General features: G+C 69.0%; 26 protein-coding genes. 7 read left to right on the top strand and 19 right to left on the bottom strand.

Features of this window, described 5'->3' with window-relative positions; genetic code table 11:
- Window positions 1-16: 16 nt before the first annotated feature.
- From BW39_RS24200 to BW39_RS24245, 10 genes are all read right to left on the bottom strand, one after another.
- Window positions 17-655, bottom strand: a complete 639-nt coding sequence (locus BW39_RS24200; protein ID WP_043824588.1) for a tRNA-uridine aminocarboxypropyltransferase — start codon at window positions 653-655, stop codon at window positions 17-19.
- A 15-nt stretch (window positions 656-670) separates the two neighbouring features.
- The gene (locus tag BW39_RS24205) at window positions 671-1,030 is read right to left on the bottom strand and encodes a 5-carboxymethyl-2-hydroxymuconate Delta-isomerase (protein WP_012203756.1); all 360 of its coding nucleotides are present in this window, start codon (window positions 1,028-1,030) and stop codon (window positions 671-673) included.
- A 31-nt stretch (window positions 1,031-1,061) separates the two neighbouring features.
- Entirely contained in the window at window positions 1,062-2,279 is a 1,218-nt protein-coding gene (bioF, locus tag BW39_RS24210) for an 8-amino-7-oxononanoate synthase (RefSeq protein ID WP_043824586.1), read from the bottom strand.
- Window positions 2,276-2,977: a dethiobiotin synthase gene (bioD, locus tag BW39_RS24215; RefSeq protein ID WP_043790591.1), complete on the bottom strand. Its 702-nt coding sequence runs from the start codon at window positions 2,975-2,977 to the stop codon at window positions 2,276-2,278. Before bioD ends, bioF begins: the two co-directional genes overlap by 4 nt.
- Entirely contained in the window at window positions 2,974-4,296 is a 1,323-nt protein-coding gene (gene bioA / locus BW39_RS24220) for an adenosylmethionine--8-amino-7-oxononanoate transaminase (RefSeq protein ID WP_043824584.1), read from the bottom strand. Before bioA ends, bioD begins: the two co-directional genes overlap by 4 nt.
- A 27-nt stretch (window positions 4,297-4,323) precedes the next feature.
- Window positions 4,324-4,704 carry an aspartate 1-decarboxylase gene (panD, locus tag BW39_RS24225; RefSeq protein WP_012203760.1) on the bottom strand — a complete coding sequence of 127 codons (381 nt, stop codon included), beginning with the start codon at window positions 4,702-4,704 and terminating at the stop codon, window positions 4,324-4,326.
- Between the two features lie 143 nt (window positions 4,705-4,847).
- Entirely contained in the window at window positions 4,848-5,213 is a 366-nt protein-coding gene (locus BW39_RS24230) for a 6-pyruvoyl trahydropterin synthase family protein (RefSeq protein ID WP_012203761.1), read from the bottom strand.
- Window positions 5,214-5,221: 8 nt separating this feature from the next.
- Window positions 5,222-5,860 carry a 7-carboxy-7-deazaguanine synthase gene (gene queE, locus BW39_RS24235; RefSeq protein WP_034390787.1) on the bottom strand — a complete coding sequence of 213 codons (639 nt, stop codon included), beginning with the start codon at window positions 5,858-5,860 and terminating at the stop codon, window positions 5,222-5,224.
- A 59-nt stretch (window positions 5,861-5,919) separates the two neighbouring features.
- A complete protein-coding gene (locus BW39_RS24240; RefSeq protein ID WP_013803906.1) occupies window positions 5,920-6,786 on the bottom strand; it encodes a segregation and condensation protein A in 867 nt (288 codons plus the stop codon).
- Between the two features lie 75 nt (window positions 6,787-6,861).
- Window positions 6,862-7,065 carry a DUF3460 family protein gene (locus BW39_RS24245; RefSeq protein WP_012203764.1) on the bottom strand — a complete coding sequence of 68 codons (204 nt, stop codon included), beginning with the start codon at window positions 7,063-7,065 and terminating at the stop codon, window positions 6,862-6,864.
- 46 nt (window positions 7,066-7,111) lie between these two features.
- Here BW39_RS24245 and bamE point away from each other — a divergent pair, with 46 nt between their 5' ends.
- Together bamE and BW39_RS24255 are read left to right on the top strand one after the other, a co-directional pair.
- Window positions 7,112-7,609 carry an outer membrane protein assembly factor BamE domain-containing protein gene (bamE, locus tag BW39_RS24250; protein ID WP_012203765.1) on the top strand — a complete coding sequence of 166 codons (498 nt, stop codon included), beginning with the start codon at window positions 7,112-7,114 and terminating at the stop codon, window positions 7,607-7,609.
- 174 nt (window positions 7,610-7,783) lie between these two features.
- Complete coding sequence (locus tag BW39_RS24255; RefSeq protein ID WP_043824582.1) at window positions 7,784-8,434, top strand: YitT family protein; 651 nt, start codon at window positions 7,784-7,786, stop codon at window positions 8,432-8,434.
- Window positions 8,435-8,436: 2 nt separating this feature from the next.
- Here BW39_RS24255 and BW39_RS24260 read toward each other — a convergent pair whose 3' ends face one another.
- The 4 genes from BW39_RS24260 to BW39_RS24275 all read right to left on the bottom strand — a co-directional run bounded on the left by BW39_RS24260 (window position 8,437) and on the right by BW39_RS24275 (window position 12,961).
- Window positions 8,437-8,733: a hypothetical protein gene (locus tag BW39_RS24260; protein ID WP_043824581.1), complete on the bottom strand. Its 297-nt coding sequence runs from the start codon at window positions 8,731-8,733 to the stop codon at window positions 8,437-8,439.
- Window positions 8,734-8,898: 165 nt separating this feature from the next.
- The gene (metG, locus tag BW39_RS24265; RefSeq protein WP_043824580.1) at window positions 8,899-10,965 is read right to left on the bottom strand and encodes a methionine--tRNA ligase; all 2,067 of its coding nucleotides are present in this window, start codon (window positions 10,963-10,965) and stop codon (window positions 8,899-8,901) included.
- A 140-nt stretch (window positions 10,966-11,105) separates the two neighbouring features.
- Complete coding sequence (locus tag BW39_RS24270) at window positions 11,106-12,344, bottom strand: patatin-like phospholipase family protein (RefSeq protein ID WP_013803901.1); 1,239 nt, start codon at window positions 12,342-12,344, stop codon at window positions 11,106-11,108.
- A 56-nt stretch (window positions 12,345-12,400) separates the two neighbouring features.
- On the bottom strand, window positions 12,401-12,961 hold the full coding sequence (locus tag BW39_RS24275; RefSeq protein WP_043824673.1) for a restriction endonuclease: 561 nt from the start codon (window positions 12,959-12,961) through the stop codon (window positions 12,401-12,403).
- Window positions 12,962-13,099: 138 nt separating this feature from the next.
- Here BW39_RS24275 and apbC point away from each other — a divergent pair, with 138 nt between their 5' ends.
- Entirely contained in the window at window positions 13,100-14,191 is a 1,092-nt protein-coding gene (gene apbC, locus BW39_RS24280) for an iron-sulfur cluster carrier protein ApbC (RefSeq protein ID WP_012203771.1), read from the top strand.
- A 19-nt stretch (window positions 14,192-14,210) separates the two neighbouring features.
- On the top strand, window positions 14,211-15,170 hold the full coding sequence (locus tag BW39_RS24285) for a LysR family transcriptional regulator (RefSeq protein ID WP_043824579.1): 960 nt from the start codon (window positions 14,211-14,213) through the stop codon (window positions 15,168-15,170).
- Here BW39_RS24285 and BW39_RS24290 read toward each other — a convergent pair.
- The 5 genes from BW39_RS24290 to BW39_RS24310 all read right to left on the bottom strand — a co-directional run bounded on the left by BW39_RS24290 (window position 15,167) and on the right by BW39_RS24310 (window position 21,072).
- Window positions 15,167-17,491, bottom strand: a complete 2,325-nt coding sequence (locus BW39_RS24290) for a xanthine dehydrogenase family protein molybdopterin-binding subunit (protein WP_043824577.1) — start codon at window positions 17,489-17,491, stop codon at window positions 15,167-15,169. The genes BW39_RS24285 and BW39_RS24290 overlap by 4 nt on opposite strands.
- Before the next feature lie 107 nt (window positions 17,492-17,598).
- Window positions 17,599-18,288 (bottom strand): N-carbamoylsarcosine amidohydrolase, encoded by a 690-nt coding sequence (locus tag BW39_RS24295; RefSeq protein WP_034390799.1) that lies wholly within the window; start codon window positions 18,286-18,288, stop codon window positions 17,599-17,601.
- Window positions 18,285-19,370 (bottom strand): hypothetical protein, encoded by a 1,086-nt coding sequence (locus tag BW39_RS24300; RefSeq protein ID WP_012203775.1) that lies wholly within the window; start codon window positions 19,368-19,370, stop codon window positions 18,285-18,287. The genes BW39_RS24295 and BW39_RS24300 overlap by 4 nt, the downstream gene beginning before the upstream one ends.
- Before the next feature lie 50 nt (window positions 19,371-19,420).
- Window positions 19,421-20,272, bottom strand: a complete 852-nt coding sequence (locus BW39_RS24305; RefSeq protein WP_043824575.1) for an alpha/beta fold hydrolase — start codon at window positions 20,270-20,272, stop codon at window positions 19,421-19,423.
- A gap of 11 nt (window positions 20,273-20,283) precedes the next feature.
- Complete coding sequence (locus tag BW39_RS24310) at window positions 20,284-21,072, bottom strand: maleate cis-trans isomerase family protein (protein ID WP_043824574.1); 789 nt, start codon at window positions 21,070-21,072, stop codon at window positions 20,284-20,286.
- Between the two features lie 323 nt (window positions 21,073-21,395).
- Between BW39_RS24310 and BW39_RS24315 the strand changes: the two genes are divergently transcribed.
- The 3 genes from BW39_RS24315 to BW39_RS24325 all read left to right on the top strand — a co-directional run bounded on the left by BW39_RS24315 (window position 21,396) and on the right by BW39_RS24325 (window position 26,199).
- Window positions 21,396-22,553 carry an FAD-dependent monooxygenase gene (locus BW39_RS24315; RefSeq protein WP_012203778.1) on the top strand — a complete coding sequence of 386 codons (1,158 nt, stop codon included), beginning with the start codon at window positions 21,396-21,398 and terminating at the stop codon, window positions 22,551-22,553.
- A gap of 107 nt (window positions 22,554-22,660) precedes the next feature.
- Window positions 22,661-23,218 (top strand): (2Fe-2S)-binding protein, encoded by a 558-nt coding sequence (locus BW39_RS24320; RefSeq protein ID WP_012203779.1) that lies wholly within the window; start codon window positions 22,661-22,663, stop codon window positions 23,216-23,218.
- A complete protein-coding gene (locus BW39_RS24325) occupies window positions 23,215-26,199 on the top strand; it encodes a cytochrome c (RefSeq protein WP_043824573.1) in 2,985 nt (994 codons plus the stop codon). The genes BW39_RS24320 and BW39_RS24325 overlap by 4 nt, the downstream gene beginning before the upstream one ends.
- The last annotated feature ends 64 nt before the right edge of the window (window positions 26,200-26,263 follow it).

Genomic DNA, 26,263 nt, shown 5'->3' with positions numbered 1-26,263 from the left:
TCCCCGAGGCGTTTTTTCATTCGGGCCTGTGCAGGGCATGCAGGGACAGCAGCCCCTCGAACGCATCGCGCAGCGGCTGCAGCGACGGGCCGGCAGGCGCCAGCCGTTGCAGCGCGCAGGCCGCTGCCTCCAGCGTGGACAGCTGGCCCGGCGCATGGGCCTTGCGCAGGGCGCCGTAGCGCGAGGCGGGCAGGTCGCCCTGCAGTGCCAGGCGCGGCAGGGCCTGCAGGCCGGGGTTGAGGTAGAGCATCTTGCGGCTCTTGCGCCAGGTGGCGTCCAGCACCACCAGGCGCAGGTCCTCGGGGCATGGCGCGGGCTGCGGCCAGGGCGCTTGCCTGGCCAGGCCCAGCTGATCGCCGTGCGGCGTTTCCGGATAGAGCAGTACAGCCTGCCGCGGGGCGTCGCCGGCCTGCCAGGGCGCGTGCAGCAGTGCCTGCAACTGCGCTGGCTCGAAGGCCTCGCCCACCGCCAGGCGGCTGGCGGGCAGGCACAGGTGCAGCAGCCGGCCCGTGCCCTTGGCCTGCAGTTCTTCCTCGGGATGCTGGAGCACCAGCAGCTGCACCGCATGCGGCACCGGCTGCACCAGGGGGCACAGGCAGGTGCGCTCAGGGCGCAGGCATTGTGCGCAGCGTGCGCGGGTGCTCACGGCGGACAAGGCCCGGCGCCTGCCTTACAGGCGACCCTTGTAGTAGCTGGGCTTGTCCATGTCGGCGATTTCCACGCTGAGCTGGACCATCATGCCGGCCGGCTGGGGCGTGAGGCGGCGCAGCACCGCGGCAATGCCTTCGGACAGTTCCTTCTTGGCCGTGTCGGTACGGCCCGCCAGCAGGCGCAGCTGCACGTGGACGAAGCCGCGGTTGGCCGGTGCCGAGCCGATCTCGAACTGGCTGACCGGCAGCAGGCGGGCCTTGACGTCGGCCTCGTCCAGGATGCTGGGGTGGCCGCAGACGAAGGCATTGAGTTCGGTCAGCAGTTGCTGGCCGGGCAGGCCGGCGAGGTTGTCGGTGTATTCGACGTAGAGATGGGGCATGGATGTCTCCGTTCCGGTGGTGAAGAGGGATTCAGGGGAGGGGTGGGGCCAGGCGCGAGACCTCGTCCAGCGCCGTCAGCAGCAGCTGCACGTCGATGCGCGTGTGGGAGGCCGACAGCGCGATGCGCAGCCGCGCCGTGCCTTCGGGCACGGTGGGCGGGCGGATGGCGGGCACCCACAGGCCGCGCTCGCGCAGGCCTTCCATCACGGCCAGGGCCGTGGCGTTGGAGCCTATGACCAGGGCCTGCACGGCGGTGCGCGAAGGCAGCAGCTGCCAGCCCGTGCGCGCCAGCAGTGGCGTGAGGCCGGCGCGCAGCTCGGCAATGCGTTCGGCCAGGGCCTCGCGGCGCTCGTCCTCGGCCTCGATCAGGGCCACGCTGGCCTGCAGCGCGCTGGCCAGCATGGGCGGCGCGGCGGTTGCGAAGATGTAGCTGCGCGTCTTTTGCAGCAGCCATTCGACCAGCATGTCGCTGCCCGCGACAAAGGCACCGGCCACGCCAGCGGCCTTGCCCAGCGTGGCCATGTAGAGCACGCGCGGCGAGGCGTTTGCACCCGTCAGTCCCGCCTCGGCCAGGCTGCCCCGGCCTTGTGGGCCCAGCACGCCGAAGCCATGCGCGTCGTCGAGCAGCAGCAGTGCGTCGTACTGCTCGCACAGCGCCAGCAGTCCGCGGATGTCGGCCACATTGCCGTCCATGCTGAACACGGCATCGCTGATGACCAGCTTGCGCCGGGCCGTGCTGGCGGCCAGTTGCGCGGCCAGATCGCCCAGGTCGGCATGGGCATAGCGGTGGACCTGGGCGCGCGACAGGCGGGCGCCGTCGATCAGGCAGGCGTGGTTGAGCGCATCGGAGAACAGGGCATCGCCCGCGCCCACCAGGGCCGGCACGATGCCGGCATTGGTGGCGTAGCCCGCATAGAAGTAGAGCGCGCGCGGCAGTTGCACGAAGTGCGCCAGCTGCTCCTCCAGCGCGGCGTTGGCCGTGCTGTGGCCGCTGACCAGGGGCGAGCCGCCCGAGCCCACGCCAAAGGCCTGGGCGCCCGCGCAGGCGGCGCGCACCAGGGTGGGGTGGCCGGCCAGGCCCAGGTAGTCGTTGCTGCAAAAGGCCAGCATGGGGTGGCCGTCCACCTCCATGTGGGCGCCGCTGGCGGCGCCCTGCAGCGGCGCCGTGGCGCGGCGGCGGCGGCGCAGGTGGGCCGCGTCGAGCTCGGCGATGCGCGCGGGGATGTCGTCCAGCCAGGAGCCGCTCATTGCCATTGCTCCGGCAGGGTGTAGGTGGTGGCGCGCGGGTCGGGGTGCTGCTGGAAGGGGATATCGGCCAGCAGCGGCGCCTGCAGTTGCCGGTCCAGGTGCTGGCGCAGCCAGGCCATGTTTTCCTCGGGCACCAGCATGGCGGGGTCCACGCGGCTGGCAATCCAGCCGGCCAGGCGCAGTCCGCGCGCGCGAATGGCCTCGGCCGTGAGGGCAGCGTGGTTCAGGCAGCCCAGCCGCAGGCCCACGACCATGACCACGGGCAGGTCCAGCGCGCAGGCCAGGTCGGCGCCCGAGAGCTGGTCGGACAGCGGCACGAGAAAGCCGCCCGCGCCTTCCACCACCACGGCGTCGGCCTGTTCGGCCAGGCGCCGGTAGCTGTCCACGATGTGTGCGATCTCTATGGAGCGGCCCGCGCGCTGCGCGGCGATGTGCGGCGACATGGGATCGGGCAGCAGCACGGGGTTGTCCAGTTCGGGCGGCACGGCCAGGGTGGAGGCGGCGCGCAACGCCAGCGTGTCCTCATTGGCCCAGCCGCCGTGGCCGTCGGGCTCGGCGCCTGCGGCCACGGCCTTCATGCCCACCACGCGGGCATGGTGGCGGGCCAGCGCATGCAGCAGCCCGCAGGAGGCCAGGGTCTTGCCCACGCCCGTGTCGGTGCCGGTGACAAAGCAGCCAATGGTGCGGTGGGCGTTCACGAATGGTTCTCCTGGGCCAGGGTGTCTTCAAGGGCGGCCAGCGCGCTGGCCGCCAGGTGCTGCACGGCTTCTTCGTCCAGCAAATAGGGAGGCATGGCGTAGAGGGTGTTGCTGATAGGGCGCAGCAGCAGCCCGCGCTCCAGTGCGGCTGCGCTGTAGCGGCGCGAGAAATCGGGCAGGGAGGTCTGCACATCCCAGGCCCAGATCATTCCCTGGCGCCGTGCGTGGCGCACGCGGGCGTGCTGGTTCAAAGGGGTGAAGGCGCCGTCAAGCCTTTGCGCCAGCGCGAGGTTGGCGTTGATGGCATCGGTCTGCTCGAACAGCTCCAGCGTGGCCAGGGCCGCGCGGCAGGCCAGCGGGTTGCCGGTGTACGAGTGCGAGTGCAGAAAGCCGCGCGCCACGGAATCGTCGTAGAAGGCGGCGTAGACGGTCTCGGTGGTCAGCACGGCCGACAGGGCCAGCGTGCCGCCCGTCAGGCCCTTGGACAGGCAGATGAAGTCCGGCCGTATGCCGGCCTGCTGGTGAGCGAACATGCTGCCCGTGCGGCCGAAGCCCACGGCGATCTCGTCCACCACCAGGTGCACCTCGTAGCGGTCGCACAGGGCGCGCGCCAGGCGCAGGTATTCGGGGTCGTGCATGGCCATGCCGGCCGCGCACTGCACCAGCGGCTCGACGATGAGGGCGGCCGTGGTCTCGTGGTGCTGCTCCAGCCACTGGCGCAGGCCTTCGGCGGCGCGCCGTGCCACATCGGCCGGGCTTTCGCCGCCTTGCGCGCCGCGTGCATCGGGGCTGGGCACGGTGTCGGCCAGGCGCACCAGGGGGGCATAGGCTTCGCGGAAGATGGGAATATCGGTCACGGCCAGCGCGCCCACGGTTTCGCCGTGGTAGCCGCCGGCCAGGCCGGCAAAGCGGCTCTTGGCGGGGCGGCCCAGGTTGCGCCAGTAATGGGCGCTCATCTTGAGGGCGATCTCGGTGGCCGATGCGCCGTCGCTGCCGTAGAAGGCGTGGCCCAGGCCGGTGAGCGTGGCCAGCCGTTCGGACAGCTCGACCACGGGCGCGTGCGTGAAGCCGGCCAGCATCACATGGTCAAGTCGGGCGAGCTGGTCGGTGAGCGCGGCCTGGATGTGCGGATGGCTGTGGCCGAAGAGGTTGACCCACCAGGAGCTGACGCCATCCAGGTAGCGGCGTCCTTCGGTGTCGTGGAGCCAGGGCCCCTGGGCGCGCGCGATGGCGATGGGGGGCGCGGCCTCGTGCCGCTTCATCTGGGTGCAGGGGTGCCACACAGCCGCAAGGCTGCGGGCGGCAAGCGATTGAGTCATCGCGCGATTGTCACACCGCAGCGCAGCTCACAGCTGCTGCGTGGGAACGTGGTGGCGCAGTTCGACCTGGCGGTTGGCATCGTCCACGAAGACCAGCTGCGGCTGGTGCGTGGCCACGTCGGTCTCATGCACCTGGGCGAAGGACGCAATGATCAGCAGGTCGCCCACGGCAGCGCGGCGCGCGGCCGAGCCGTTGACCGAGATCATGCCGCTGCCGCGCTGGCCCTTGATGGCATAGGTGACGAAGCGCTCGCCGTTGTCGATGTTCCAGATGTGCACCTGCTCGTTCTCGACGATGTTGGCGGCGTCCAGCAGATCCTCGTCGATGGCGCAGGAGCCTTCATAGTGCAGCTCGCATTGCGTGGTCTTGACGCGGTGGATCTTGGATTTGAGCAGGGTGCGGAACATGTTTTGTCTCTCGAGGGGCGCTTTGCGCGGTCTTGATGGGGCCTGGGCTGGCAAAAAAAGCCACCAAGTCTATATGCGAAGGAGAAATCCCATGAAGGCCGTGAAGTTGTTCAACGGCAGCGGCGCCGCTGTGGGGCCTGGCTTCAGTTCAGGTCGAGCACGCAGCCATCGCCGATGCTGTCGCGCCATACGCGGATGCGGCTGGGAGCGGGCTGCAGGTCGGCCAGGGAATCGGCAATGAACAGGCACAGGTTTTCCAGCGTGGGCTTGCCCAGGCCGGGGATTTCGTCGAGAAAGCGGTGGTCCAGCGCGTCGCCCAGGGTCTTCAGGCGCGAGCGCAGGTAGCCCAGGTCGATCACCATGCCGTTGTCCGGGTTGCGCGGGCCGGTGACGCTGACTTCGGCATAGTAGGTGTGGCCGTGGATGCGGCGGCTGCTCTCGGTTTCGATGGCGCGCTCCAGCGTGTGGGCGGCATCGAAGAAAAAGCGCTGGTGTACGGTGAACTGCATGGCAAAAATCAGCGGATGCCGGTGAGCTTGTGGGTCTGCAGGCTCAGGCGCCAGGCCGGGCGCTGCAGGCATTGCGCTATGCAGGCGGCCGTGTTGTCGGCCTGCAGGACGTTGTCCATGGGCTGCAGGAAATAGCGGTCGAAACGGGTGCCGGCCTCGATGGCCTGCAGATCGAAGCCGGGCTGCGGCCAGACCAGCTTGAGCTCCTGGCCGCTGCGCTGCACCCAGTCGGCGCCCGCCTTGGGGCTGATGCACAGCCAGTCGATGCCCTCGGGCGCGGCCACGGTGCCATTGCTTTCCACGGAAATGCGAAAGCCGCGCGCATGCAGGGCGGCGATCAGGGGCTCGTCCACCTGCAGCAGGGGCTCTCCCCCGGTCAGCACCACCATGCGGTGCTGGCTGTCGCCGGCCGGCCATTGGGACAGAATGCGTTCGGCCAGGGCGTCGGCCGTGGCGAACTTGCCGCCCAGCGTGCCGTCGGTGCCCACGAAGTCGGTGTCGCAGAACTGGCAGATGGCGCTGGCGCGGTCCTGCTCGCGGCCGGTCCAGAGGTTGCAGCCCGCAAAGCGGCAGAAGATGGCCGGCGTGCCGGCCTGGCCGCCCTCGCCCTGCAGGGTGTAGAAGATTTCTTTGACGCTGTAAGTCATGGTGCATGGAGGCCGGTGGAGCCGGCCTGTCGGTGTGCGCGTGCCTGTGTCCGTGCCCGCTAGACGGGCGTATAGGCCAGGCGCACGTAGATGGGCGCAAAGGCTTCGGCCTGGGTGATCTCGATCAGCGTTTCCTTGGCCAGCTCCAGCAGGGCGATGAAGGTCACGACCAGCACGGTCGAGCCTTTCTCGGGCTGGAACAGGGTCTCGAACTCGACGAAGCGCCGGCCCTGCAGGGCCTTGAGCACCTGGCTCATGTACTCGCGCACCGAGAGTTCCTCGCGCGTGATCTTGTGGCTTTGCACGAGCTTGGCGCGCTTGAGAATGTCGCGCCAGGCCGATTGCAGCTCGGCCACATCCACATCGGGAAAGCGCGGCTGCAGGTTCTGCTCGATGTGGATCTGGGCCCGGAGGAAGTCACGCCCGTAGTGCGGCACCTGGCCGAGCTGGTGGGCAGCGAGCTTGATCTGCTCGTACTCGAGCAGCCGGCGCACCAGCTCGGCGCGCGGGTCCTCGGCCTCTTCGCCGCCTTCCTGCTTCTTGGGCGGCAGCAGCATGCGCGACTTGATCTCGATGAGCATGGCCGCCATCAGCAGGTACTCGGCCGCCAGCTCGAGGTTGCGGCTGCGGATCTCGTCGACATAGCGCATGTACTGGCGCGTCACGTCCAGCATGGGAATGTCGAGGATGTTGAAGTTCTGCTTGCGGATCAGGTACAGCAACAGGTCCAGCGGCCCTTCGAAGGCTTCGAGGAAGACCTCCAGCGCATCGGGCGGGATGTACAGGTCCTGCGGCAGGGCGAACAGCGGCTCGCCGTACAGGCGCGCCAAAGCCACCTGGTCGATCACGACCGGGGTGCCGTCGCCAGGAGGGGGGGATGTGGCGGAGGCGCCCGCAGGCGCCAGCGCGGATTCAGCCTCGGCCATGCCTTGCTGCCTGGGCGAATGCCGCATGCGCAGGGTGCACGGTGGGAACAGGCTGATTTTTCATCGCATGGGCAATCAGGAGTTCGTCTGGTAGACGTAGGGCTTCTGGTCCACGCGGCCGGCGCGCAGGTCTTCCCAGACTTCGTGGTTCACGTCCTTGTCCCACAGCAGCGAGCGGCCGGCCAGCTGTTGGCTGGGCAGCTCGGGCTTTTGCTTCTTCAGGTCGTTGATGAAGTTGGTGGCGTCGGAGCGATAGTCGGGGCGGCGAAAGAATGACATAGTCTGATAACCTCTTGAATCGCGTGATTTTACCGGGACACCGCCGATGAACCTAGTCTCCCGTCTTCTGGGGGTTGCCGTGGCCGTGATGGGCATGCTCTCGCTGCCCGGCTGCGATCCCCAAAACATCAAGGAACTCGAAGAAGGCCTGTCCACCGAGGCCGACGTCCGCGCCCGCTTTGGCGAGCCCGAACGCATCTGGACCGAGCCCGACGGCTCGCGCACCTTCGAGTACAACCGCCAGCCCGCCGGCAGCCGCAACTACATGATCACCATCGGCACCGATGGCCGCATGAGCGCGCTGCGCCAGGTGCTGGCGCCGCACAACTTCGAGAAGATCCGCCCCGGCATGGACGAGGAGCAGGTGCGCCGCATGCTGGGCAAGCCCGCCAAGATCACGCCCTACCAGCTCAAGCAGGAAACCGACTGGGACTGGAACTACATCGATCCCCCCACGCGCGACATGGAGTTCACCGTGACCTTCGGGCCTGACGGCCGCGTGCTGCGCAGCGCGGGCCGCGAGAAACTGCACGGCGGCGCCTGACAGCAGGCCCTTGCAAGTTCCTGCAAGCATCCTGCGATGCGCTGTACCCTGCACGCCACAGCGCGCCGGGGCAACAATCTCTAGAATCCGGGTTTGTACCTATGACACCCCATGGGTACGGTGAAGGCCCCGAACCGGGGCCTTTGCGACGATAGATCTGTCATCACCCCGACAATGTCCACGCCTTCCCTACCCGCTGCCGCGCCTGCTGCGCCTGTCCCGGCCACCGCTTCGCTGCGCCATGGCCTCTTCGAGGATGTCCAGGCCCTCTTCACCGGAACCCTGTTCGTGGGCATCGCCATGATGATGTTCGCCCAGGCGGGGCTTTTGACGGGAAGCACGGCGGGCCTGGCCTTCGTGCTGCACTACGCCACGGGCTGGCCGTTCGGCCTCATCTTCTTCGCGATCAACATCCCGTTCTACTGGTTTGCCTGGACGCGCGTGGGCCGCACCTTCACGGTCAAGACCTTCATCTGCGTGGGCGCGTTGTCGCTGATCACCGAAATGGGGCCGCGCCTCATCCACATCGACTACCTGCACCCGGCCTTTGCCGCCATTGCGGGCGGCCTGCTCATGGGCTCGGGCCTGCTGTTCCTGGCGCGCCACCGTTCCAGCCTGGGCGGCGCCACCATTGCCTCGCTCTACCTGCAGGACCGCTACGGCATCCGCGCCGGCAAGGTGCAGATGGCCATCGACTGTTGCGTGGTGCTGCTGGCGCTGTGGGTCGTGCCCTTCGAGCGCGTGGCCTGGTCGGTGCTGGCGGCCGTGATCATGGGCGTGTTCCTGGCCGTGAGCCACCGGCCCGGGCGCTACGCCGGGCAGTAGCCTCAGGGCGTCAAAGGCTGCCCATCGGGCGTGCGGTAGCGGACCGTGATGCCGCTGTTGTCTGCGGCTGCCCCGTCATCGCTCATCGCATCGACGGCCTTGCCCACTCCCTTGCCGACGATTTTTACCGTGCCCACGGCCGCATCCGCGGCCAGCCCCACGGCCGAGGCCGTGACGCTGACCGCCGTGGCCGTTACGGCCACCACGGTGCAGCCGGACAGCAGGGCCGCGGCGCACAGGCAAAGAAAAGCCCCCAGGGCCGGGGACCGTGAGGGCTTGCGGGACTTTGCAGACTTCATGATTGTCGTCCAACACACTGTGCGCAATCTTTGAAACCGGCAGAGCCTAAGTCAGGGACGCCGAGGAAGGGCCTACGCCGGCCGCGCCGCCCCGCACCGAGGGTGTCGCCGGGTGCCCGTATGCCCCCCTTCAGGGGGAAGGCGCGAAGCGACTCAGGGGGCATTTCAATGTATACGCATGCCGGGTGTGGCGCCTGGGAAGGGCTCCAGCACGTAGATGCCGGGGTTGGCCTTCTCATCGGCGTGGCTGGCGGCCAGCACCATGCCTTCGGAGATGCCGAACTTCATCTTGCGCGGCGCCAGGTTGGCCACCATCACGGTGAGCTTGCCCTGCAACTGCTCGGGCTGGTACATGCTGGAGATGCCGGAGAACACGTTGCGTGTCTTGCCTTCGCCCACGTCCAGCGTGAGCTGCAGCAGCTTGGTCGAGCCTTCCACGGGCTTGCATTCCACGATCTTGGCAATGCGCAGGTCCACCTTGGCAAAGTCGTCGATGCCGATGGTTTCGGCAATCTCCTCGCCGCCGGGCAGGACCTTCTCGACCACGGGCTCGGGGGCCTCGAACAGGGCCTCCAGCTGCTTGACGTCCACGCGCTGCATCAGGTGCTTGTACAGGCCGATGGCATGGCCGGCGCCCAGCAGGTTCTGTGCGTCGGCGAACTGCAGCGGCGCCACGTTGAGGAAGCCTTCCACCTGTTCGGCCACGGCCGGCAGGATGGGCTTCAGGTAGATGGTCAGCAGGCGGAAGGCCTCGATGCAGGTGGTGCACACGTCCTGCAGGCGGGCGTCCATGCCTTCCTGCTTGGCCAGCTCCCAGGGCTTGTTGGCATCCACGTATTCGTTGACGCGGTCGCACAGCTGCATGATCTCGCGCACGGCGCGGGCCGTGTCGCGGTTCTCGAAGGCCTGGACAACGGCCTCGCTCTGGCCGCGCAGCTGGGCCAGCAGGGCCTGGCCGTCTTCGCTGACCGTGCCCAGCTTGCCGCCGAAGCGCTTGGCGATGAAGCCGGCCGCGCGCGAGGCGATGTTCACGTACTTGCCGATCAGGTCGGAGTTGACGCGGGCCATGAAGTCATCGGGGTTGAAGTCGATGTCTTCATTCTTGCCGTTGAGCTTGGCGCCCAGGTAGTAGCGCAGCCACTCGGGGTTCATCTGCAGGCCCAGGTACTTGAGCGGGTCCAGTCCGGTGCCGCGGCTCTTGCTCATCTTCTCGCCGTTGTTCACGGTCATGAAGCCGTGCACGCAGATCTTGGTGGGCGTCTTGCGGCCGCTGAACTTGAGCATGGCGGGCCAGAACAGCGTGTGGAAGGTGATGATGTCCTTGCCGATGAAGTGGTACTGCTCCAGCGTGGGGTCGGCCATGTAGGCCTCGTAGTCCTCGCCACGGCGGTCCAGCAGGTTCTTGAGCGAGGCCAGGTAGCCCACGGGCGCGTCCAGCCAGACGTAGAAGTACTTGCCCGGCGCATCGGGGATCTCGATGCCGAAGTAGGGCGCGTCGCGCGATATGTCCCAGTCGCCCAGGCCCTCGCTGGTCGTGCCGTCCGGGTTGGTGCGCACGCCGAACCATTCCTTGATCTTGTTGGCCACCTCGGGCTGCACATGCTGGCCGTCCTGGGTCCACTCGGTCAGGAACTCCACGCAGCGCGGGTCCGACAGCTTGAAGAAGAAATGCTCCGAGCTCTTGAGCACGGGCTTGGCGCCGGACAGCGCCGAGTAGGGGTTGATCAGGTCGGTGGGCGCGTAGACGGCGCTGCAGACCTCGCAGTTGTCGCCGTACTGGTCCTTGGCGTGGCAGCGCGGGCATTCGCCCTTGATGAAGCGGTCGGGCAGGAACATGTTCTTCTCGGTGTCGAAGAACTGCTCGATGGTGCGCGTCTCGATGAAGCCGGCAGCCTTCAGGTCCCTGTAGATCTGCTGGGCCAGCACATGGTTTTCGGGCGCGTCGGTGTTGTGCCAGTTGTCGAAGGCGATGTGGAAGCCGTCCAGGTACTGCTTGCGGCCTGCGGCGATGTCGGCCACGAACTGCTGGGGCGTCTTGCCGGCCTTCTCGGCCGCAATCATGATGGGCGCGCCGTGGGCGTCATCGGCACCCACGAAGTTGACCGCGTTGCCCTGCATTCGCTGCGCACGCACCCAGGTGTCGGCCTGGATGTATTCCATGATGTGGCCGATGTGGAAGTTGCCGTTGGCGTACGGCAGGGCGGTGGTGACGAAGAGTTTGCGTGCGGTCATGGATGGCGGCTTTCTCGGGGGAACCTGACATTCTAGAAGGGCTGGGCGGTTGTGGGGCGGCGATGGCTTTTCCGTGCAGGCCGACATACCAGGGAGTTGTTGCGGGCCTTCGCTGCGCTAGGCCTGTTGGCTGCAGGCCGTCAGTTGGCGACCAGCGGCCGTTGCCAGCCCAGGAACTGCTCTATGTCGCTGCGCCGCGCCAGCGCGTCGCGCCGGCCCAGGGCCATGAGTTCGCGGGTGAAGCTGCGCTCGAACAGCAGGTAGCTGGCCAGGGCGGCGCCGCGCGGGTCGCTGGCGTCCTGGCGCACGCCCAGGGCGCCCAGCAGGGTGCGCATGGGCAGCGGCAGCTGGCCCACGTGGCGCGCGGCGATGGCGTCTATACGCTCGGAGGGCGAGATGACCAGCAACTGCAGCGGGCGCAGCCGGCTGCGTTCGCGGTCGGCGGGCGGGATCAGAGCCAGGGTCTGGTTGATGCGCTCGGCGCGCTCCACGTCCAGGGACAGGGCGTCCAGGAAGATGCTCGACAGCGTGTGGCCCGCGATGTGGGCCAGCGACGGGTAGCTTGCGCCTTCTGGCGGCGGCCTGGCCGGCGGCTCGGTGCGCCGGCCCGCGCCCACTACGAGGATGCGCTCGGCGCCCAGGTGGATGGCGGGCGCCAGCGGCGCGGTCTGGCGCATGGAGCCGTCGCCGAAGTATTCGGTGGCGCCGTCCAGCGGCAGCGGCGTGGCCGGAAAGATGAAGGGGATGGCCGAGGAGGCCAGCAGGTGCGCGTGCGTGATCTGGGCGGCCGCGGCCTTGCGCTGGTTGCGCACCCAGGGCTGGAGCTGGTCCTGCGCCTGGCAGAAGGTCACGTGCTCGCTGGTGGTGTAGCTGGAGGCGGACACCGCCAGCGCGCGCAGGTGGCCATCCGCGATCAATTGCGGCAGGCGCTCCAGCGGAACCAGGCCGCGCGACAGCAGCCGGCCCAGCGGCTGGTTGTCCAGCAGCGAACGCGGGCGCATGCGGCCCCAGCGCGCCAGGGCCCAGCCCAGCGACAGCAGGGTCAGCCAGCGCGCGCCGCTGCGCAGCACGCTCAGCGAGTCGGACAGGTAGATGTCCTCGGGCCGCAGGTTGCGCCAGATGCGCGACATGCGGCGCACGGCCCGGTCGAAATGGTCGCTGCCACAGGCCAGGGCGGCCGCGTTGATGGCGCCGGCCGAGGTGCCGACCAGGATGGGGAAGGGATTGGGGCCATGCTGCTGGCCGCAGGCGCGGCGTATTTCGGCAATGGCCTCCAGCACGCCGGCCTGGTAGGCGGCGCGTGCGCCGCCGCCGCTGAGCAGCAGTCCGGTGCTGGGGGGAGGGAGGCTGGAGTCGGGTGAGGGCGCGGCATCGGGCATGCCTGGAGTGTGCCGCGCGCCGGCCGTCCTCAGATCAGGGGATGACCCCGAAGGGATCAGGCCTTGGCCAGCAGGGAGCCCAGGTCCTTGCCGGAGATCAGGGCGATGCCCTGCTGCTTGGCCCAGGCGGCTGCATTCTCGGCCGGCGGCTGCAGCGACAGGTAGCAGACCGTGGCCGCATCGCGCGCCTGGCCTGCGGCCAGCAGGGCGCGCAGCGGCTCCATGCCGTGCACGCCGGCCTTCCAGCGCTTGGCGCTGGCCACGGTGGTGCGGCCTTCGCGTTCCAGCACGAAGTCGGCGCCCTCCTTGTCGGACAGGCGGGTCACGGTGTAGCCCTCGGCCTGCCAGGCGCGATCGAGCCGATCGGCGAACTCGCGCCAGCTTTGCTGGGCGGCGATCTCCAGGGCCTGCTCCACCTTGGCGGGGCTGGGCGCGCGCAGCTGGCGCCAGGCGGCAACGCAGCCTATGCCGAAGAAGGGCAGGGCGGTGATGGCGGCGAACGGCGCGATGTCCTTGGGCAGCAGCGCCGTGGACACCAGGGTCACCAGCGCGGCCAGCGCGATGCTGATCCACCAGCGCGAGCGCAGCAGGATCGCGAACAGGGAGTTGTGGGCCATCTTGAATTTCACGGGGCGGATCTTTCGCGGAAAAAGGCGGGAACAGGGGCCGCAAAGGCAGCAAGGCCCGCATTGTCTCGCGTGAGCGAGGGGATGGTGCCTTGGATAGACTATCCGGCTCTAGGAGTAATCAAAGCAATGGCAGTCACAGAACAAGCGCTCTTGGCCGCGCTCTCCAGCGTGCTCGACCCCCACACCGGCAAGGACTATGTGAGCACCCGCGCCCTGCGCAACCTGCAGGTCACGGGGGCCGACGTGGCCTTCGACGTGGAGATGGGCTATCCGGCGCAAAGCCTGGTGCCGGCGCTGCGCGGCCAGTTCGTCGCGGCGGCCAAGACCGTCGAGGGCGTGGGCAATGTCTCGGTCAACATCACGTCCAAGGTCGCCGCGCATGCGGTGCAGCGCGGCGTGCAGTTGCTGCCGGGCGTCAAGAACATCATCGCCATCTCGTCCGGCAAGGGCGGCGTGGGCAAGAGCACGACCACGGCCAACCTGGCGCTGGCGCTGGCCGCCGAGGGCGCGCGCGTGGGCATCCTGGACGCCGACATCTACGGCCCCAGCCAGCCCATGATGATGGGCATCTCCGGCCGCCCCGAAAGCCCCGACGGCAAGACCATGGAGCCCATGGAAAGCCATGGCGTGCAGGTCATGTCCATCGGTTTCCTGGTCAACAACGACCAGGCCATGATCTGGCGCGGCCCCATGGCCACGCAGGCGCTGGAGCAGATGCTGCGCCAGACCAACTGGAAGGATCTGGACTACCTGCTGGTGGACATGCCGCCCGGCACCGGCGACATCCAGCTGACGCTGGCCCAGCGCGTGCCCATGACGGGCGCCGTGGTCGTCACCACGCCGCAGGACATCGCGCTGATCGACGCCAAGAAGGGCGTGAAGATGTTCGAGAAGGTGGGCGTGCCCATCCTGGGCCTGGTGGAGAACATGGCGGCCCACGTCTGCACCAACTGCGGCCATGTGGAGCACATCTTCGGCGCCGAGGGCGGCAAGCAGATGGCGGCCGAGTACGGCATCGACTACCTGGGCGCCCTGCCCCTGTCGCTGCAGATCCGCCTGCAGGCCGACAGCGGCAAGCCCACCGTGGTGGCCGAGCCCGACAGCGAAGCCGCGCAGATCTACAAGAAGGTGGCGCGCGACCTGGCCGTGAAGGTGGCGCTCAAGGCACGCGATTTCACGAGCAAGTTCCCCACCATCACGGTGAGCCAGGGAACCTGACCCTTCTGGCGCTGCCGGCATGAACCTGCTGACCTCGATGCGGTATCTGGCGGCGCTCAACGAGCACCGCCATTTCGGCCGCGCGGCGCTGGCATGCCACATCACCCAGCCGGCGCTGTCCAATGCGCTTCGCGCGCTGGAGGAGGAGTTCGGCACGGTCATCGTGCGCCGGGGCCGCTCGTTCGCGGGCTTCACGCCCGAGGGCGATCAGGTGCTGGCCACGGCCCTGGCCATGCTGCGGGCCGAGGAAGGCCTGCGCCAGGAACTGAGCGCCGCCGCCGGCGCGCTGCGCGGGCAGCTGCGCATGGCGGCCGTGCCCACGGCCATGCCCATGCTCACGCGCTTTGCGGCCCTGCTGCGCGAGCACCATCCGGGCATCACGCCCGTGGTGCTGTCCATGAGCTCGGCCGAGATCGAGAGCGGGCTCGAAGACCTGTCGCTGGACCTGGCCCTGGGCTACAGCGCGCGCATGCCGCCGCGCGGCCCGCGCCTGCAGTCCTGGCCCCAGTACGAGGAGCATTACTACCTGCTGTGCCGCGAGTGCCGCGATGGGCAGGGCGAGGGTCGGCCCTTTGCCTTTGGCGCCGACATCGCCTGGCGCGAAGTGGCCGGCATGCCGCTGTGCCTGCTCACGCCCGACATGCACAACCGCACGGTGATCGACGAGGCCTTCGCCGCCGTGGACATGGCCGTGCAGCCCGCCATGGAAACCAACTCCGTGCTGACCCTGGTGATGGCCGTGGCGCAAGGAACGGATGGCATGACCACCGTGCTGCCCGGCGCCATGGTGGCCACGGTGCGCCACATGCCGGGCCTGGTGGCCCGGCCGCTGCGCTCGCCCGAACTGGTCACGCCCATAGGCTTCATGGCCCAGCAGGGCGTGGCGCCCACGCGCGCGCTGCAGGCGGCGCTGCAACTGCAGGACGACGCCGGTTGGCGTGCGCAGTGCCTGCGGCATGCGGGGGCGCTGAAAGACTAGGCGGGCTGTGCAGTCTCTGGCGTGGCGTTCGGCGCGGCATTCAGTGCGGCGCGCACCACGTCGGGCGTGAACGGCGCGGCATAGAAGCGCCGGCCGGTGGCGTCGAACAGCGCATTGGCCAGCGCGGCCGGGCCGGGGACCGAGGCTGATTCGCCTGCGCCCATGGGGGGCTCATCCTGGCGCGGCATCAGCACCACTTCGATGGGGGGCAGGTCGCGGAATCCGATGATGGGGTAGCTGCCCCATTCGCGGCTGGCCACGCCTTGCGCATTGAAGGCGACCTTCTCCATCAGGCTGCGGCTCAGGGTCTGGATGACGTTGCCGTGGATCTGGTGGCGCACGCCGTCGGGGTTGACCATCATTCCCGTGTCCTGGCCCACGACCAGGCGCCGCACGGTGATGCGGCCGCTGGCGGGGTCCACGTCGATGTCGATGACCCAGGCGGCCCAGGCCGCGCCGAAGCCGGGAAATCGGCTGTGGATGTAGCGCGCATAGGCCACGCCGCGCCCGTGCAGCAGGCCGTCGGCGCCGGGGCGGCCCCGGCTTCCCGGCTGGTTTTGCTGCCAGTCCGCGTGGCGTGCCGTGGCCTCGATCAGCTCGACGGCGCGCGGGTCATCGAGGTGGCGAACACGGTAGTCCACGGGGTCGGCACCGGCCGCATGGGCCAGCTCGTCGATCATGCAATCGTGGGCAAAGGAATTGGGCAGGGCCGAGACGCCGCGCAGCCAGGACGAGCGAACGATGGGCGCCATGTCATGGCAGGTGATGCGCTGGCTGGCATAGCGGTAGGGCGGCACGGCCGTGCGGTCGCCCATCTCCAGCGTGCGCGGCTCGCCCGGGATGCGGCCCGTGAGCAGCAGGGCCAGCAGCGGCGCGTCGTTGGAGGGGTAGCGCACGGCAAAGTCGTAGGCCAGCAGTTCGCCCCGGGCATCGATGGCCGCGCTCACGTCCATGAGCTGGGCCGTGCCCTTGGGCTCCCACTGGTGTTCCTGCTCGCGCGTGAGCTGTACGCGCACGGGCGCGCCCACGGCCATGGACAGCAGGGCGGCGTCGGCGCAGACATCGTCGGCGCAGTTGCGGCCGTAGCAGCCGGCCGCCTCCAGGCGCACGATCTCGATGCGGTCTTCCCCCAATTGCAGCAGGCGGTCCAGGTCGGTGCGCAGCATGTGGGGGTTCTGCGTGCCGGCCCAGAGCTTGAGACGGCCCTCGCTGAAATCGGCCACGGCGCAGGACGGGCCGATGGAGGCATGCATCTGGTAGGGCCAGACGTAGCTGCGGCGCAGTTCGGTGGCCGCACCCGTGTCGACGCCCGCGAAGGCGTCGTCCACAGTGCCCTGGTCCACCAGCGCACGGTGTTGGGCCGGATTGGCGCGGATGGCTGCGGCCAAGTCAGACAGATCGGGCGCCGGCGGCACGGAGTGCCATTGCACGCGCAGCGCGCGCATGGCGGCAATGGCCTGTTCCTCGCGGTCGGCGACCACGCCGACGAAGTCGCCCTCGGTGACTACCTGCACGTTGCCGGGCAGGTGGGCCACGGAGTCGCGCTCCACGGCCACCAGGCAGCGGCCGATGAAATCGCCGCCGTCACGGCCCGGGTGCGGAGGGCGGATGACGCGACCATGGCGCATGCCGGGCACGCGCACATCGTGCACAAAGCTCAGTTCGCCCGTGGCCTTGGCAGGGATGTCCACGCGCGCCGCGCCACGGCCGACCAGCCGGTATTCGCTGGCGGGCTTGAGCTTCACTTCCTGATCGGGCGGGGCCAGCGTCAGCTGCAATTGCTGGCCGCGCAGCAGATCGCCATAGCCGAGTTCGCGGGCATCGCTGCCATCGGCAAAGCGCACCGCACCTTCGCGCGCCTGGAGCCGGTCCGCCGCCACGCTCCATTGCTGCGCGGCCAGTGCCAGCAGCTGCTCGCGCGCCTGGGCGGCGGCGCGGCGCAGCGGCACGGCCGAGATCTGGATGCTGGCGCTGGCAATGGTCGGGCCCTGGTTGGGCGCGGCGGCCGTGTGGCCCAGCACCATGTCCAGGCGCGCCAAAGGCACTTCGAGTTCTTCCGCCACGATCTGCGCCAGGGCCGTGCGTATGCCCGTGCCCAGGTCCACATGGCCGTTGAAGGCCAGGGCGCGCCAGCCCTGGGGCGCGGCTTCGTCGGCCAGCACGGCCACGAAGACCTCGGGCGTGGATTGCACATAGTCGGTGGCCGTGCCGGGCTGGCCGGGCGCAGGGCGCGGCGGCGCCACGGGCTGGCGCACCACGAGCAGGGTGTCGGCGCGCGTGAGCAGCTGTGCGTGCAGGGCTTGGGGCTGGGGCAGGTTCATGGGGCGGTGTTCTTCGCGGGCGCGCTTTCAGGCGTGCCCTGTGCATGTTATGCACTCCGGGGCCGGCTGCGCAGGGCCGGCCCCATAGGCGCGTTGGCGCGGTGGGATCAACCTGCGGCGAGGGCGTCGGTGTCGGCGATGGCCTGGCTCAGCGGCATCACGGCCGCGTACTTCTGGGCCATGTCGAACAGATTGGCTTCGTGCGGGCCCAGGGCGCGGTCGCCGCAGCAGTCGGCCACCACCAGCGGGCGAAAGCCCGACTGCATGGCATCGACCACGCTGGCGCGTACGCAGCCGCTGGTCACGCAGCCGGCCACCAGCAGGGTCTGCACGCCGCGCTGGGCCAGCCAGGGTGCGAGCATGGTGCCGAAGAAGGCCGAAGGCGTGCTCTTGCGCACCACGTATTCGCCAGCGGCCGGGGCCAGCTGGGGCACGATGGCGCTGTTGGGGCTGTCTTCCTTCAGGGTCAGCATGCCGGGCACCTTCAGGCAGAAGATGTTGTGGTCGGCATCGTCGTCCGAGAACACGATGCGGCTGTGCGCCACGGGCCAGCCGCGCTCGCGTGCATGGGCCAGCAGGTGCTGCGTCTGCGCGATGGCTTCGGGGATGTTGCCGCCGCCGAAGACGGCCGGGTCGGCAAAGCCGTTGACGAAGTCGATGATGAGCAGGCCGAACGGGGCCTTGAGCGGCAGCGGCGTGCCGAAGCCCTGGCGCGCGTAGGCAGAGATGTCGCCCTGCACGCCCTCGGTGGGAACGCTCTGCGCGCCGGGGGCCTGGCCGGTGGTTGTCGTGGTCATGCGATGTCCTTTCCTTGCTTGGACCTTTTGGCGGCGCGCGCCAGTCCTTCCTCGTCCTGCACCACGCCGTCAATGACCGTGGGCTTGCCGTCCAGCGCCACCGAGCAGTGGCGCATGGGGATGTCGATGTGGCAGGCCGTGGTGCGGCTGCCCCCGGCCTCGTTGTTGGGGCCCATGGACCACAGGAAGTTGCCCTCGAAGGCGCGGGCGTCCATGCCGATGTGGGTTTCCTTGTTGTAGTGGGCCAGCATGGACCAGTGGGCGCGCGGCTGCAGCCCCCAGCCGATGTGGGAGACGGCGTAGGCCTCGGGGTCCTCGTAGGAGGCCATGTACTCCTTGAGGATGTCGGCCTGCAGGCCGCCGCTGATGCGCGTGACGTAGCCCTTTTCGATGACGAGTTCGATGGGCTCGGTCACGTAGTCCTTCATGGGCAGCAGGATGTCGCCCCGGTCCAGCACCACGCGGCCGTTGCTCTCGCCCTCGTCGGGCCAGGTCAGCACGAAGCCGCTGGGCCAGTGGTCCCAGCGGCCGGGCTGGTCCACGAAGCCGTATTCGCAGATGGCCGGGAAGCTGCCCAGGCGGCAGCGCAGGTCGGTGCCCGCGGCCGAGGTGATGTGCATCTGCCCGGCCGCCTCGATCAGCTTGGATGCGGCCTGCACGCGCGCGCGGTCGCCCTCGGTGGGCACCAGGCGGCACAGCACCTCGGGCGGCTCCACGGCCAGCAGGATCTTGGTGCCGGTCTGCAGGATCTCGTGCTGCTCGGGCGAGAACAGCAGCGTCATCAGGTCCAGCACCAGGTCGCTGGCCTTGAGCGCGGCGATGGCGGCGGGGTTGCCGGTCAGCGGCGTCGTGCCAAGGTAGGCCAGCGAGTCGCGGCTCAGCGATTTTTCGGCGTTGACGGGCGGCAGGTCCAGGCGGTTGACGCGTGCACCCATTTCGCTGGAGGCGGCAATGGCGCAGCGCAGCGTCTGCGGGTGCGTGTCGGCGCCCGTGAGCACGGTGACGGTCTGGCCGGCTTCGAGCCGGGACAGCGTGAGCACCTGCTTCCAGGCGTGGATCAGATCGATATCGCTGACGGACATGGTCGGCTCCTTGGTGTCGCGATGGATGGGAGTGGGCTGCGGTTGGACATTCAGTCCACCCGCGCGCCGAGGAAATCGCCCAGGGCCGAATAGAAGCCGGCCTCGTTGTCCCAGGGAATCATGTGGCCGGCATTGGGCACGCGCACATGCTCGGTCTGGGGTGCCAGGCCTTGCCACTCGGCCACGTCCTCGCTGCGCACCACGTCGCCGCGCTCGGCCGTGACCAGCAGCAGCGGGTGCTGGATGCGGGGCAGGTCGGCATGGATGTCGTCACGGCCGAAGTCCTCGAAGCTCTGCACGATGGCCGGCTTGTGGCAGGTGTGCAGCCACTGGGCGCGCAGCTGGCGCTGCTCTTCGGTCCAGGTGGGGCAGAAGGCGCGCATGGCCTCGGCATCCATGCCCAGCGTGGCCTGGCGGATGGAGTCCACATACCAGGGCAGGGCGGCCGGGTAGGCGCGGCGGCCGGGGCCGGAGACCGGCGGATCGACGATGACCAGGCGCGTGAGCCCCACCGGCTGGCTGCGTGCGGCGCGCACGGCGATGCGCCCGCCCATGGAGTGGCCGACCAGCGCCCAGCGCTGCAGGCCCAGGGCCTGGGCGAAGGCGGCCACGTCGGCGGCCTGGGCATCGAGGCTGTAGTCCAGGCCCGGGCCCGAGGACGACAGGCCGCGCCCGCGCACATCGAGCACATAGGTGTCGAACTGGCGACCCAGGTGCTCGGCCACGAAGCCCCAGGTCACGGCCGGGCTGGTGATGCCGGGGATCAGGATGACGGCGTCGCGCTGCGCGCGTTCGCCCTCGGCGCCGCCGTAGCGCAGGTAGTGCTGGCGGATGCCGTTGGCGTGGACGTTGCCGCCGTAGCGGAATGTGCTGGGGGTGGGGGAGCTGGAGTGGCTGGTCATGCGTGTGTTCCTCAGGCCTTGGCTGCGCTGTTGCCGGTGTCGTAGGGATAGGCGCCCGACAGCAGCGCGCCCGCGCCCGGCACCACGGGGTCCAGCCCCAGTTCCTTGAGGATGGCATAGGTGGTGGCGATGGAGGCGGTCAGCACGGGCTTGCCGGTCTGGGCCTCGACCTGGGCCACGGCCGGCAGCGAGGGCATCTGCACGCAGGCCGACAGCACGATCACGTCGGCGTCGGCGTAGTTCATGCCGGCCACGATGCCGGGCAGCTTGGCGGGGTCGTGGCGGCCCACGTCCAGGTTGTCGGGGATCTCCAGCGCGCGCCAGTCCACGATCTCGAAGCCTTCGGCGGCCACGTAGTCCATGACCAGCTGGGTCAGCGGAATCATGTAGGGCGCCACCAGGGCGATCTTCTTGGCGCCCATCACCTTGAGCGCTTCCACCAGCGCGCCGGCGCTGGTGATCACCGGGGCGGTGGCGCCATTGCTGGCCGTGCGCTCGGTCAGGCGCTGCTGCGAGACGCGGTGGTAGCCCTTGCCCATGGCCATGATGGCCACCAGGCAGGCATAGCCCAGCACGTCCACGCGCGCGTCGCTCAGCTCCAGCGCGCAGCGGTCGCTTTCGGCGTCCATGGCGGCCAGCTCCTCCTTTTGCACCTTCTTCATGCGCATGCGGCTGGAGTGGAAGGTGAAGCGGTCCTGCGGGCGCAGCGTGGAGTGGGCCTGCAGCATGGCCGGCACCTCGGTCTCCATGGTGGTGTTGGAGCTGGGGACGATCTGGCCGATGCGGAACGTTTTGGTCATGGACTTGCCTTTGCGAAGTTTCGAGGGTTTCTGATCAGAATCAACTGAGTGTGTACGCTTTATTCTTGCAAAAGACGTGCCGCCTTGCAAATGAGAATTTTCTCGGGGTTTGTACTGATTTGGTGCAGAAATTGCACCAAAAATGGCGAACTTCAATTTATTCTGCCGCCCTATGGTGCATGCGTCGATTTGAAAAATTCAAGCGCATACACCTGAATTAAGTGTTTTGTTGCCTGGCACGCTTCCTGCTCTACACCCTGCAAGGACGCGCCGAAGCAACGGTTGCCCCGTCTGGCTTTCAACATTCCTGCAAGGAGAAAACTGTGTCTCAATCCCCTCGAATCGCCGTTGTCGGCGCCGGTCTCGGCGGGGCTGCAGCTGCCAAGCTGCTGCTCCAGGAAGGCTTCAATGTCCGCGTCTATGAGCAGGCGCCCAGCTTCTCGCGCCTGGGAGCCGGCATCCACGTCGGGCCCAATGTGATGAAGATCCTGCGCCGCATCGGCATCGAGGACGCGCTCAACGAGCAGGGCTCGCATCCCGACTACTGGTACAGCCGCCACTGGCAGACGGGCGATGTGCTGGCCCAGATCCCGCTGGGCGACTACGCCGTCAAGGAATACGGCGCCAGCTACCTGACCGTGCACCGTGGCGACTTCCATGCGCTGCTGGTCGAGGCCCTGCCCGACAGCGTGATGGCCTACGGCAAGTTCCTGACCAAGGTGGAGGACCGGGGCAACGTGGTGGTCATGCACTTCGCGGACGGCACGACCGAGGAGGCGGACATCGTCATCGGCGCCGATGGCGTGAACTCCCGCATCCGCGAGGAACTCCTGGGCCCGGAGCTGCCCAAGTACGCGGGCTACCTGGCCCACCGCGCCGTGTTCCCCACGCCCGAAGTCAAGGCCGGCATGCTGCCCTTCGATGCCTGCGTGAAGTGGTGGAGCGATGACCGCCACATGATGACCTACTTCGTCACCGGCAAGGCCGACGAGCTGTACTACGTGACCGGCGTGCCCGTCGAGAAGTGGGATCTCAACGACCGCTGGCTGGAAAGCAGCAAGGAAGAGATGCGCGAGGCCTTCTCGGGCTGGCATCCCACCGTGCAGGCACTGATCGATGCCACCGTGGAAGTGACCAAGTGGTCGCTGCTCGAACGCGATCCGCTGCCGCTGTGGAGCCGTGGCCGCCTGGTGCTGCTGGGCGATGCCTGCCACCCCATGAAGCCCCACATGGCCCAGGGTGCGGCCATGGCCATCGAGGACGGCGCCATGCTGGCGCGCTGCCTCAAGGAAGTCGGCGCGCACAACCATGAGCTGGCCTTCGCCCTGTACGAAGCCAACCGTGCCGAGCGCGCCAGCAAGGTGCAGCGCATCTCGCACGACAACACCTGGCTGCGCACCAACGAAGATCCGTCCTGGTGCTTCGGCTACGACGTGTTCAACGTGCCCCTGGTCGAGCCCAAGGTCAAGGCAGCGGCCTGATACTCGCTGCCTTGCCGGACGAGGGGAGGGGAGGGAATCCCCCCCTCCTGTCCGGCCGCAGAACGCCGACATCCTGAACCGCAGCCAAGTTGCAAGAGCCTCGTCCCATGGGAACCCCAGTCCATCCAAGCAGTACACCCAGCCCCATCCGCCTGCAGGTCAATGCACGCGCATGCGAGGTGCCGGCAGCGCCCGGGACGGCGCTGCTGCATGTGCTGCGCAATGACCTGGAGCTGAACGGGCCCAAGTACGGCTGCGGCCTGGGCGAATGCGGCGCCTGCACGGTGCTGATCGATGGCGTGGCCGCGCGTTCCTGCGTGATCCCCGTGCGGGCGGCCGTGGGCCGCGAGGTCACCACGCTGGAAGGCCTGGGCTCGCGCCAGTGCCCCGGCCCCACGCAGCAGGCCTTCATCGACTGCCAGGCGGCCCAGTGCGGCTACTGCCTCAACGGCATGATCATGACCGTGGAGGCCCTGCTGCGCCGCAACCCCAATCCCACCGAGCAGGAGCTGCGCAACGAGCTGCACCACAACCTGTGCCGCTGCGGCACGCATGTGGAAATCATGCAGGCCGCCCTGCGCGCCGTGCAGCTGCGTGCGCAACGCGCCGCGCTGCAGGCGCCCTCCGGTTTTCCATCTTCCAGCGCGGGCGAGGTCCAGCCATGAGCCCGGCCGGCCACACCCCCGCCCTGCCTTCCGACCTGCTGCACGGCCTGGCGCTGCGCCCGCCCGTCGCGGCCTGGGACGGTCTGCGCTACCGGGGCAGCGTGCCCCTGCATGCACGGCTGCAGGACGCCCAGGCCATGGCCGGCGTGGTGGCTGCGGTGCAGCGCGGGCATTTTCTGGGCGTGGTGGCCGTGGCGCCTGTCCATGCCCGGCAGGCCGCTGCCAGCCTGGCCCCTGCCTGGGACGACCGGCAGGAAGCCAGGGCCGCCAGCGCCCCCCGTGCTGCCGACAGAGCCGACAAGGCTGACAAGGCCGACCTGCCCGATGCCGGCCGCTATGTCTGGCGCATGGCGGCGCCCGTTTCTTGCGAGGGTGCCGCACGCGCAGCCGTGTGGTGCCTGGACGGCCATGCCAGCGTCTGGCTACCGCCCTGCGACGCCGATGCGCGGCAGATGATCGGCCGTGAACTGGCCGCATTGCTGCAATGCCCCGAGTCCGCGCTGCGGCTGTTCAGCCTGCCGGCCACGGCGGCCGGCACCCCGCATGTGATGGATCTCATGGACGCAGCGGCCGATGCGGCCCTGCTGTCCCAGGCCGTGGGCCGGCCTGTCAGCGTGACCTGCGAGGCCTGGACTGCTGCGGGCAGCGCAGACAGCCGGGAGCTGGTGCTGCGCGTGGATGCGCAGCCTTCGCAAGGGCTTGAAGCCGACACGGTGGTGCAGCCTCAACCGGGCAATGCATCGCCGCAGCCAGACCTGCTGCTGTCCGACACGCCCTGGGCCGTGCGCCCCAGCATGGCGCGCCTGCTGAGCCAGCCCGAGCTGGCGCGCGCCGCGGCCCTGGCCACCGTGCTCGATGCCGGCGAAGTGCATGAACGCAGGCTGGCCGCCAGCCTGCGGCATGCCGGCGTCGATGATCTGAATGCCGCCCAGGTCTTTGCCCGCGAAAGCCACTGGCATGAGCAGGCGCTGGACCAGGGCCGTGATCCGCTGCAATGGCGGCTGCAGCACCTGCCCGAAGGCCCGGTGCGCGATCTGGCCCGGCAGGTGGCCGAGCGTGCGCAGGCATCGCAGCAGGCACCATCCCACCAGGGCGCCGACGGCCGCCTGCTGGGCCGGGGCTTTGCCACCGCCCAGCTGCAGACCCTGGATGCGCAGGGCGCCGATCTCCATGCCTGGAGCGCCTGGGTGGCCGAGGTGGCCGTGCACCCGCAAACGGGCGAGATCGAAGTGACCCGCGTCGTGGCCGGCCATGACAGCCGCAGCCTGCAAGCGGCGCAGGCCGCCAGCACGCGGCCCGAGATCGTCCAGCAGGACCCGCAATTGCTGGCCGACGCGCGCCGGCTGCTGGGCGCGGCCCCGGCTTTTGACGACTGGGCAGGGTCCACAGCTTCCGCTGCTTCTTTCGACGTGATCGCCAAGCCCGGCTCCGACCTGGCGCAGCATGCGCCCGGCGATGTCGCGGTCATCCGCCACGGCGATCTGGCGCTCGACGGCGTGGCCACGCTGCCCGCCGCCGCCGCCATTGCCAACGCCATTCACCATGCGACAGGCGTGCGCCTGCGCGAAGTGCCCTTCCAGCCAGAGCAACTGCGCCTGGCCCTGGCGGGCGAGGGCGCCGGCAAGCCCGGTGCGGCGCGGGCCGGCCGTGGCTGGGGCTGGCTGGCCGCAGGCGCCGCAGGCCTTGCCGGCATGGCGGCCATGGCCTGGCCGCTGAAGCCAGCCCTGCCGCTGACCGACGGACCCGATGTTTCCGTGTACTCGCCGCAGGCCCTGGAGCGCGGCCGCCTGGTGGCGGCTGCGGGCGACTGCGTGGTTTGCCACACGGCCCCGGGCGGCGCGGCCAATGCCGGCGGCTTCGGGCTGGAGACGCCGTTCGGCACCATCTACTCCACCAACATCACGCCCGACAACGAAACCGGCATCGGCCGCTGGTCCTACGCGGCCTTCGAGCGCGCCATGCGCCACGGCATCCACCAGGACGGGCGCCAGCTGTATCCGGCCTTCCCGTACACGGCCTTCGCCAAGCTCAGCGATGGCGACCTGCAGGCCCTCTACGGCTACCTGATGTCCCAGCCCGCCGTGAAGGCCAAGGCGCCCGAGACGCAGCTGGCCTTCCCCTACAACCTGCGCCAGGCCATGGCGGGCTGGAACCTGCTGTTCCACGACGCCACGCCCTTCAAGGCCGACCCTGCGCGCAGCGCCGAATGGAACCGGGGCGCCTACCTGGTCGAAGGCGCGGGCCACTGCGCGGCCTGCCACTCGCCCCGCAATGCGCTGGGTGCGGAAAAGACCGGCATCCACTACCTGGGCGGCGGCGAGGCCGAAGGCTGGACGGCGCCCGCGCTCAATCAACTGGCCGGGGGCAAGCTGCCCTGGAGCCGCGAAGAGCTGTACCAGTACCTGCGCACCGGCTTCTCGGCCCGCCACGGCGTGGCAGCCGGCCCCATGGCGCCCGTCATCCACGGCCTGGCCCAGTTGCCCGAAGCCGATGTGCGCGCCATGGCCACCTATCTGATGGAACTGCCGGGCCAGGCCCCACAGGCCGCCCAGGCCGCCCCGGCCATGCCGCCACCGGCGCCGGCCGCCGTGCAGGCGGCGGCGCCTGCGGTCGCACAACATGCCAGGGCCCTGGACCACCACGCCAATGGCGAGCGCATCTACCAGAACGCCTGCGCGGTCTGCCATGAGGCGGGCAGCGGTCCCACATTGTTCGGCGTCAAGCCGCAGCTGGCCCTGAACACCAACCTGCATGCGGCCAGCCCCGACAACCTGGTCCAGGTGATCCTGAACGGCATACAGGCGCCGGCCGACGATGCGCTGGGCTACATGCCCGGCTTCGGGGACAGCCTGGATGACAGGCAGATCGCGGACCTGCTCGGATATTTGCGCGAACGATTTGCACCGGAGGAAAAAGCTTGGCCAGACGACACGAAGACGATTAACCGGCTGCGCATGCAGGCACAGGCGCATGCGCACTGAGGGCGGCAATGGGCAGCAATGGGCGGCGGCATGGGCGATGCCGCGGATATGGACACCTTGCCCT

It is taken from the genome of Delftia sp. RIT313, from assembly GCF_000632165.1.
Taxonomy (GTDB): Bacteria; Pseudomonadota; Gammaproteobacteria; order Burkholderiales; family Burkholderiaceae_C; genus Comamonas; species Comamonas acidovorans.
Note: the sequence above shows the minus strand (reverse complement) of the source record. Positions and strands in the feature narration are given on the sequence as shown.

What these genes read in the sequence shown, in the direction of transcription:
- BW39_RS24205 (WP_012203756.1), bottom strand. Translation starts at nt 1,030, where the DNA reads ATGCCCCATCTCTACGTCGAATACACCGACAACCTCGCCGGCCTGCCC.
- bioF (WP_043824586.1), bottom strand. Translation starts at nt 2,279, where the DNA reads ATGAGCGGCTCCTGGCTGGACGACATCCCCGCGCGCATCGCCGAGCTC.
- bioA (WP_043824584.1), bottom strand. Translation starts at nt 4,296, where the DNA reads ATGACTCAATCGCTTGCCGCCCGCAGCCTTGCGGCTGTGTGGCACCCC.
- panD (WP_012203760.1), bottom strand. Translation starts at nt 4,704, where the DNA reads ATGTTCCGCACCCTGCTCAAATCCAAGATCCACCGCGTCAAGACCACG.
- BW39_RS24230 (WP_012203761.1), bottom strand. Translation starts at nt 5,213, where the DNA reads ATGCAGTTCACCGTACACCAGCGCTTTTTCTTCGATGCCGCCCACACG.
- queE (WP_034390787.1), bottom strand. Translation starts at nt 5,860, where the DNA reads ATGACTTACAGCGTCAAAGAAATCTTCTACACCCTGCAGGGCGAGGGC.
- BW39_RS24240 (WP_013803906.1), bottom strand. Translation starts at nt 6,786, where the DNA reads ATGGCCGAGGCTGAATCCGCGCTGGCGCCTGCGGGCGCCTCCGCCACA.
- BW39_RS24245 (WP_012203764.1), bottom strand. Translation starts at nt 7,065, where the DNA reads ATGTCATTCTTTCGCCGCCCCGACTATCGCTCCGACGCCACCAACTTC.
- bamE (WP_012203765.1), top strand. Translation starts at nt 7,112, where the DNA reads ATGAACCTAGTCTCCCGTCTTCTGGGGGTTGCCGTGGCCGTGATGGGC.
- BW39_RS24255 (WP_043824582.1), top strand. Translation starts at nt 7,784, where the DNA reads ATGTCCACGCCTTCCCTACCCGCTGCCGCGCCTGCTGCGCCTGTCCCG.
- BW39_RS24260 (WP_043824581.1), bottom strand. Translation starts at nt 8,733, where the DNA reads ATGAAGTCTGCAAAGTCCCGCAAGCCCTCACGGTCCCCGGCCCTGGGG.
- metG (WP_043824580.1), bottom strand. Translation starts at nt 10,965, where the DNA reads ATGACCGCACGCAAACTCTTCGTCACCACCGCCCTGCCGTACGCCAAC.
- BW39_RS24270 (WP_013803901.1), bottom strand. Translation starts at nt 12,344, where the DNA reads ATGCCCGATGCCGCGCCCTCACCCGACTCCAGCCTCCCTCCCCCCAGC.
- BW39_RS24275 (WP_043824673.1), bottom strand. Translation starts at nt 12,961, where the DNA reads ATGGCCCACAACTCCCTGTTCGCGATCCTGCTGCGCTCGCGCTGGTGG.
- apbC (WP_012203771.1), top strand. Translation starts at nt 13,100, where the DNA reads ATGGCAGTCACAGAACAAGCGCTCTTGGCCGCGCTCTCCAGCGTGCTC.
- BW39_RS24285 (WP_043824579.1), top strand. Translation starts at nt 14,211, where the DNA reads ATGAACCTGCTGACCTCGATGCGGTATCTGGCGGCGCTCAACGAGCAC.
- BW39_RS24290 (WP_043824577.1), bottom strand. Translation starts at nt 17,491, where the DNA reads ATGAACCTGCCCCAGCCCCAAGCCCTGCACGCACAGCTGCTCACGCGC.
- BW39_RS24295 (WP_034390799.1), bottom strand. Translation starts at nt 18,288, where the DNA reads ATGACCACGACAACCACCGGCCAGGCCCCCGGCGCGCAGAGCGTTCCC.
- BW39_RS24300 (WP_012203775.1), bottom strand. Translation starts at nt 19,370, where the DNA reads ATGTCCGTCAGCGATATCGATCTGATCCACGCCTGGAAGCAGGTGCTC.
- BW39_RS24305 (WP_043824575.1), bottom strand. Translation starts at nt 20,272, where the DNA reads ATGACCAGCCACTCCAGCTCCCCCACCCCCAGCACATTCCGCTACGGC.
- BW39_RS24310 (WP_043824574.1), bottom strand. Translation starts at nt 21,072, where the DNA reads ATGACCAAAACGTTCCGCATCGGCCAGATCGTCCCCAGCTCCAACACC.
- BW39_RS24320 (WP_012203779.1), top strand. Translation starts at nt 22,661, where the DNA reads ATGGGAACCCCAGTCCATCCAAGCAGTACACCCAGCCCCATCCGCCTG.
- BW39_RS24325 (WP_043824573.1), top strand. Translation starts at nt 23,215, where the DNA reads ATGAGCCCGGCCGGCCACACCCCCGCCCTGCCTTCCGACCTGCTGCAC.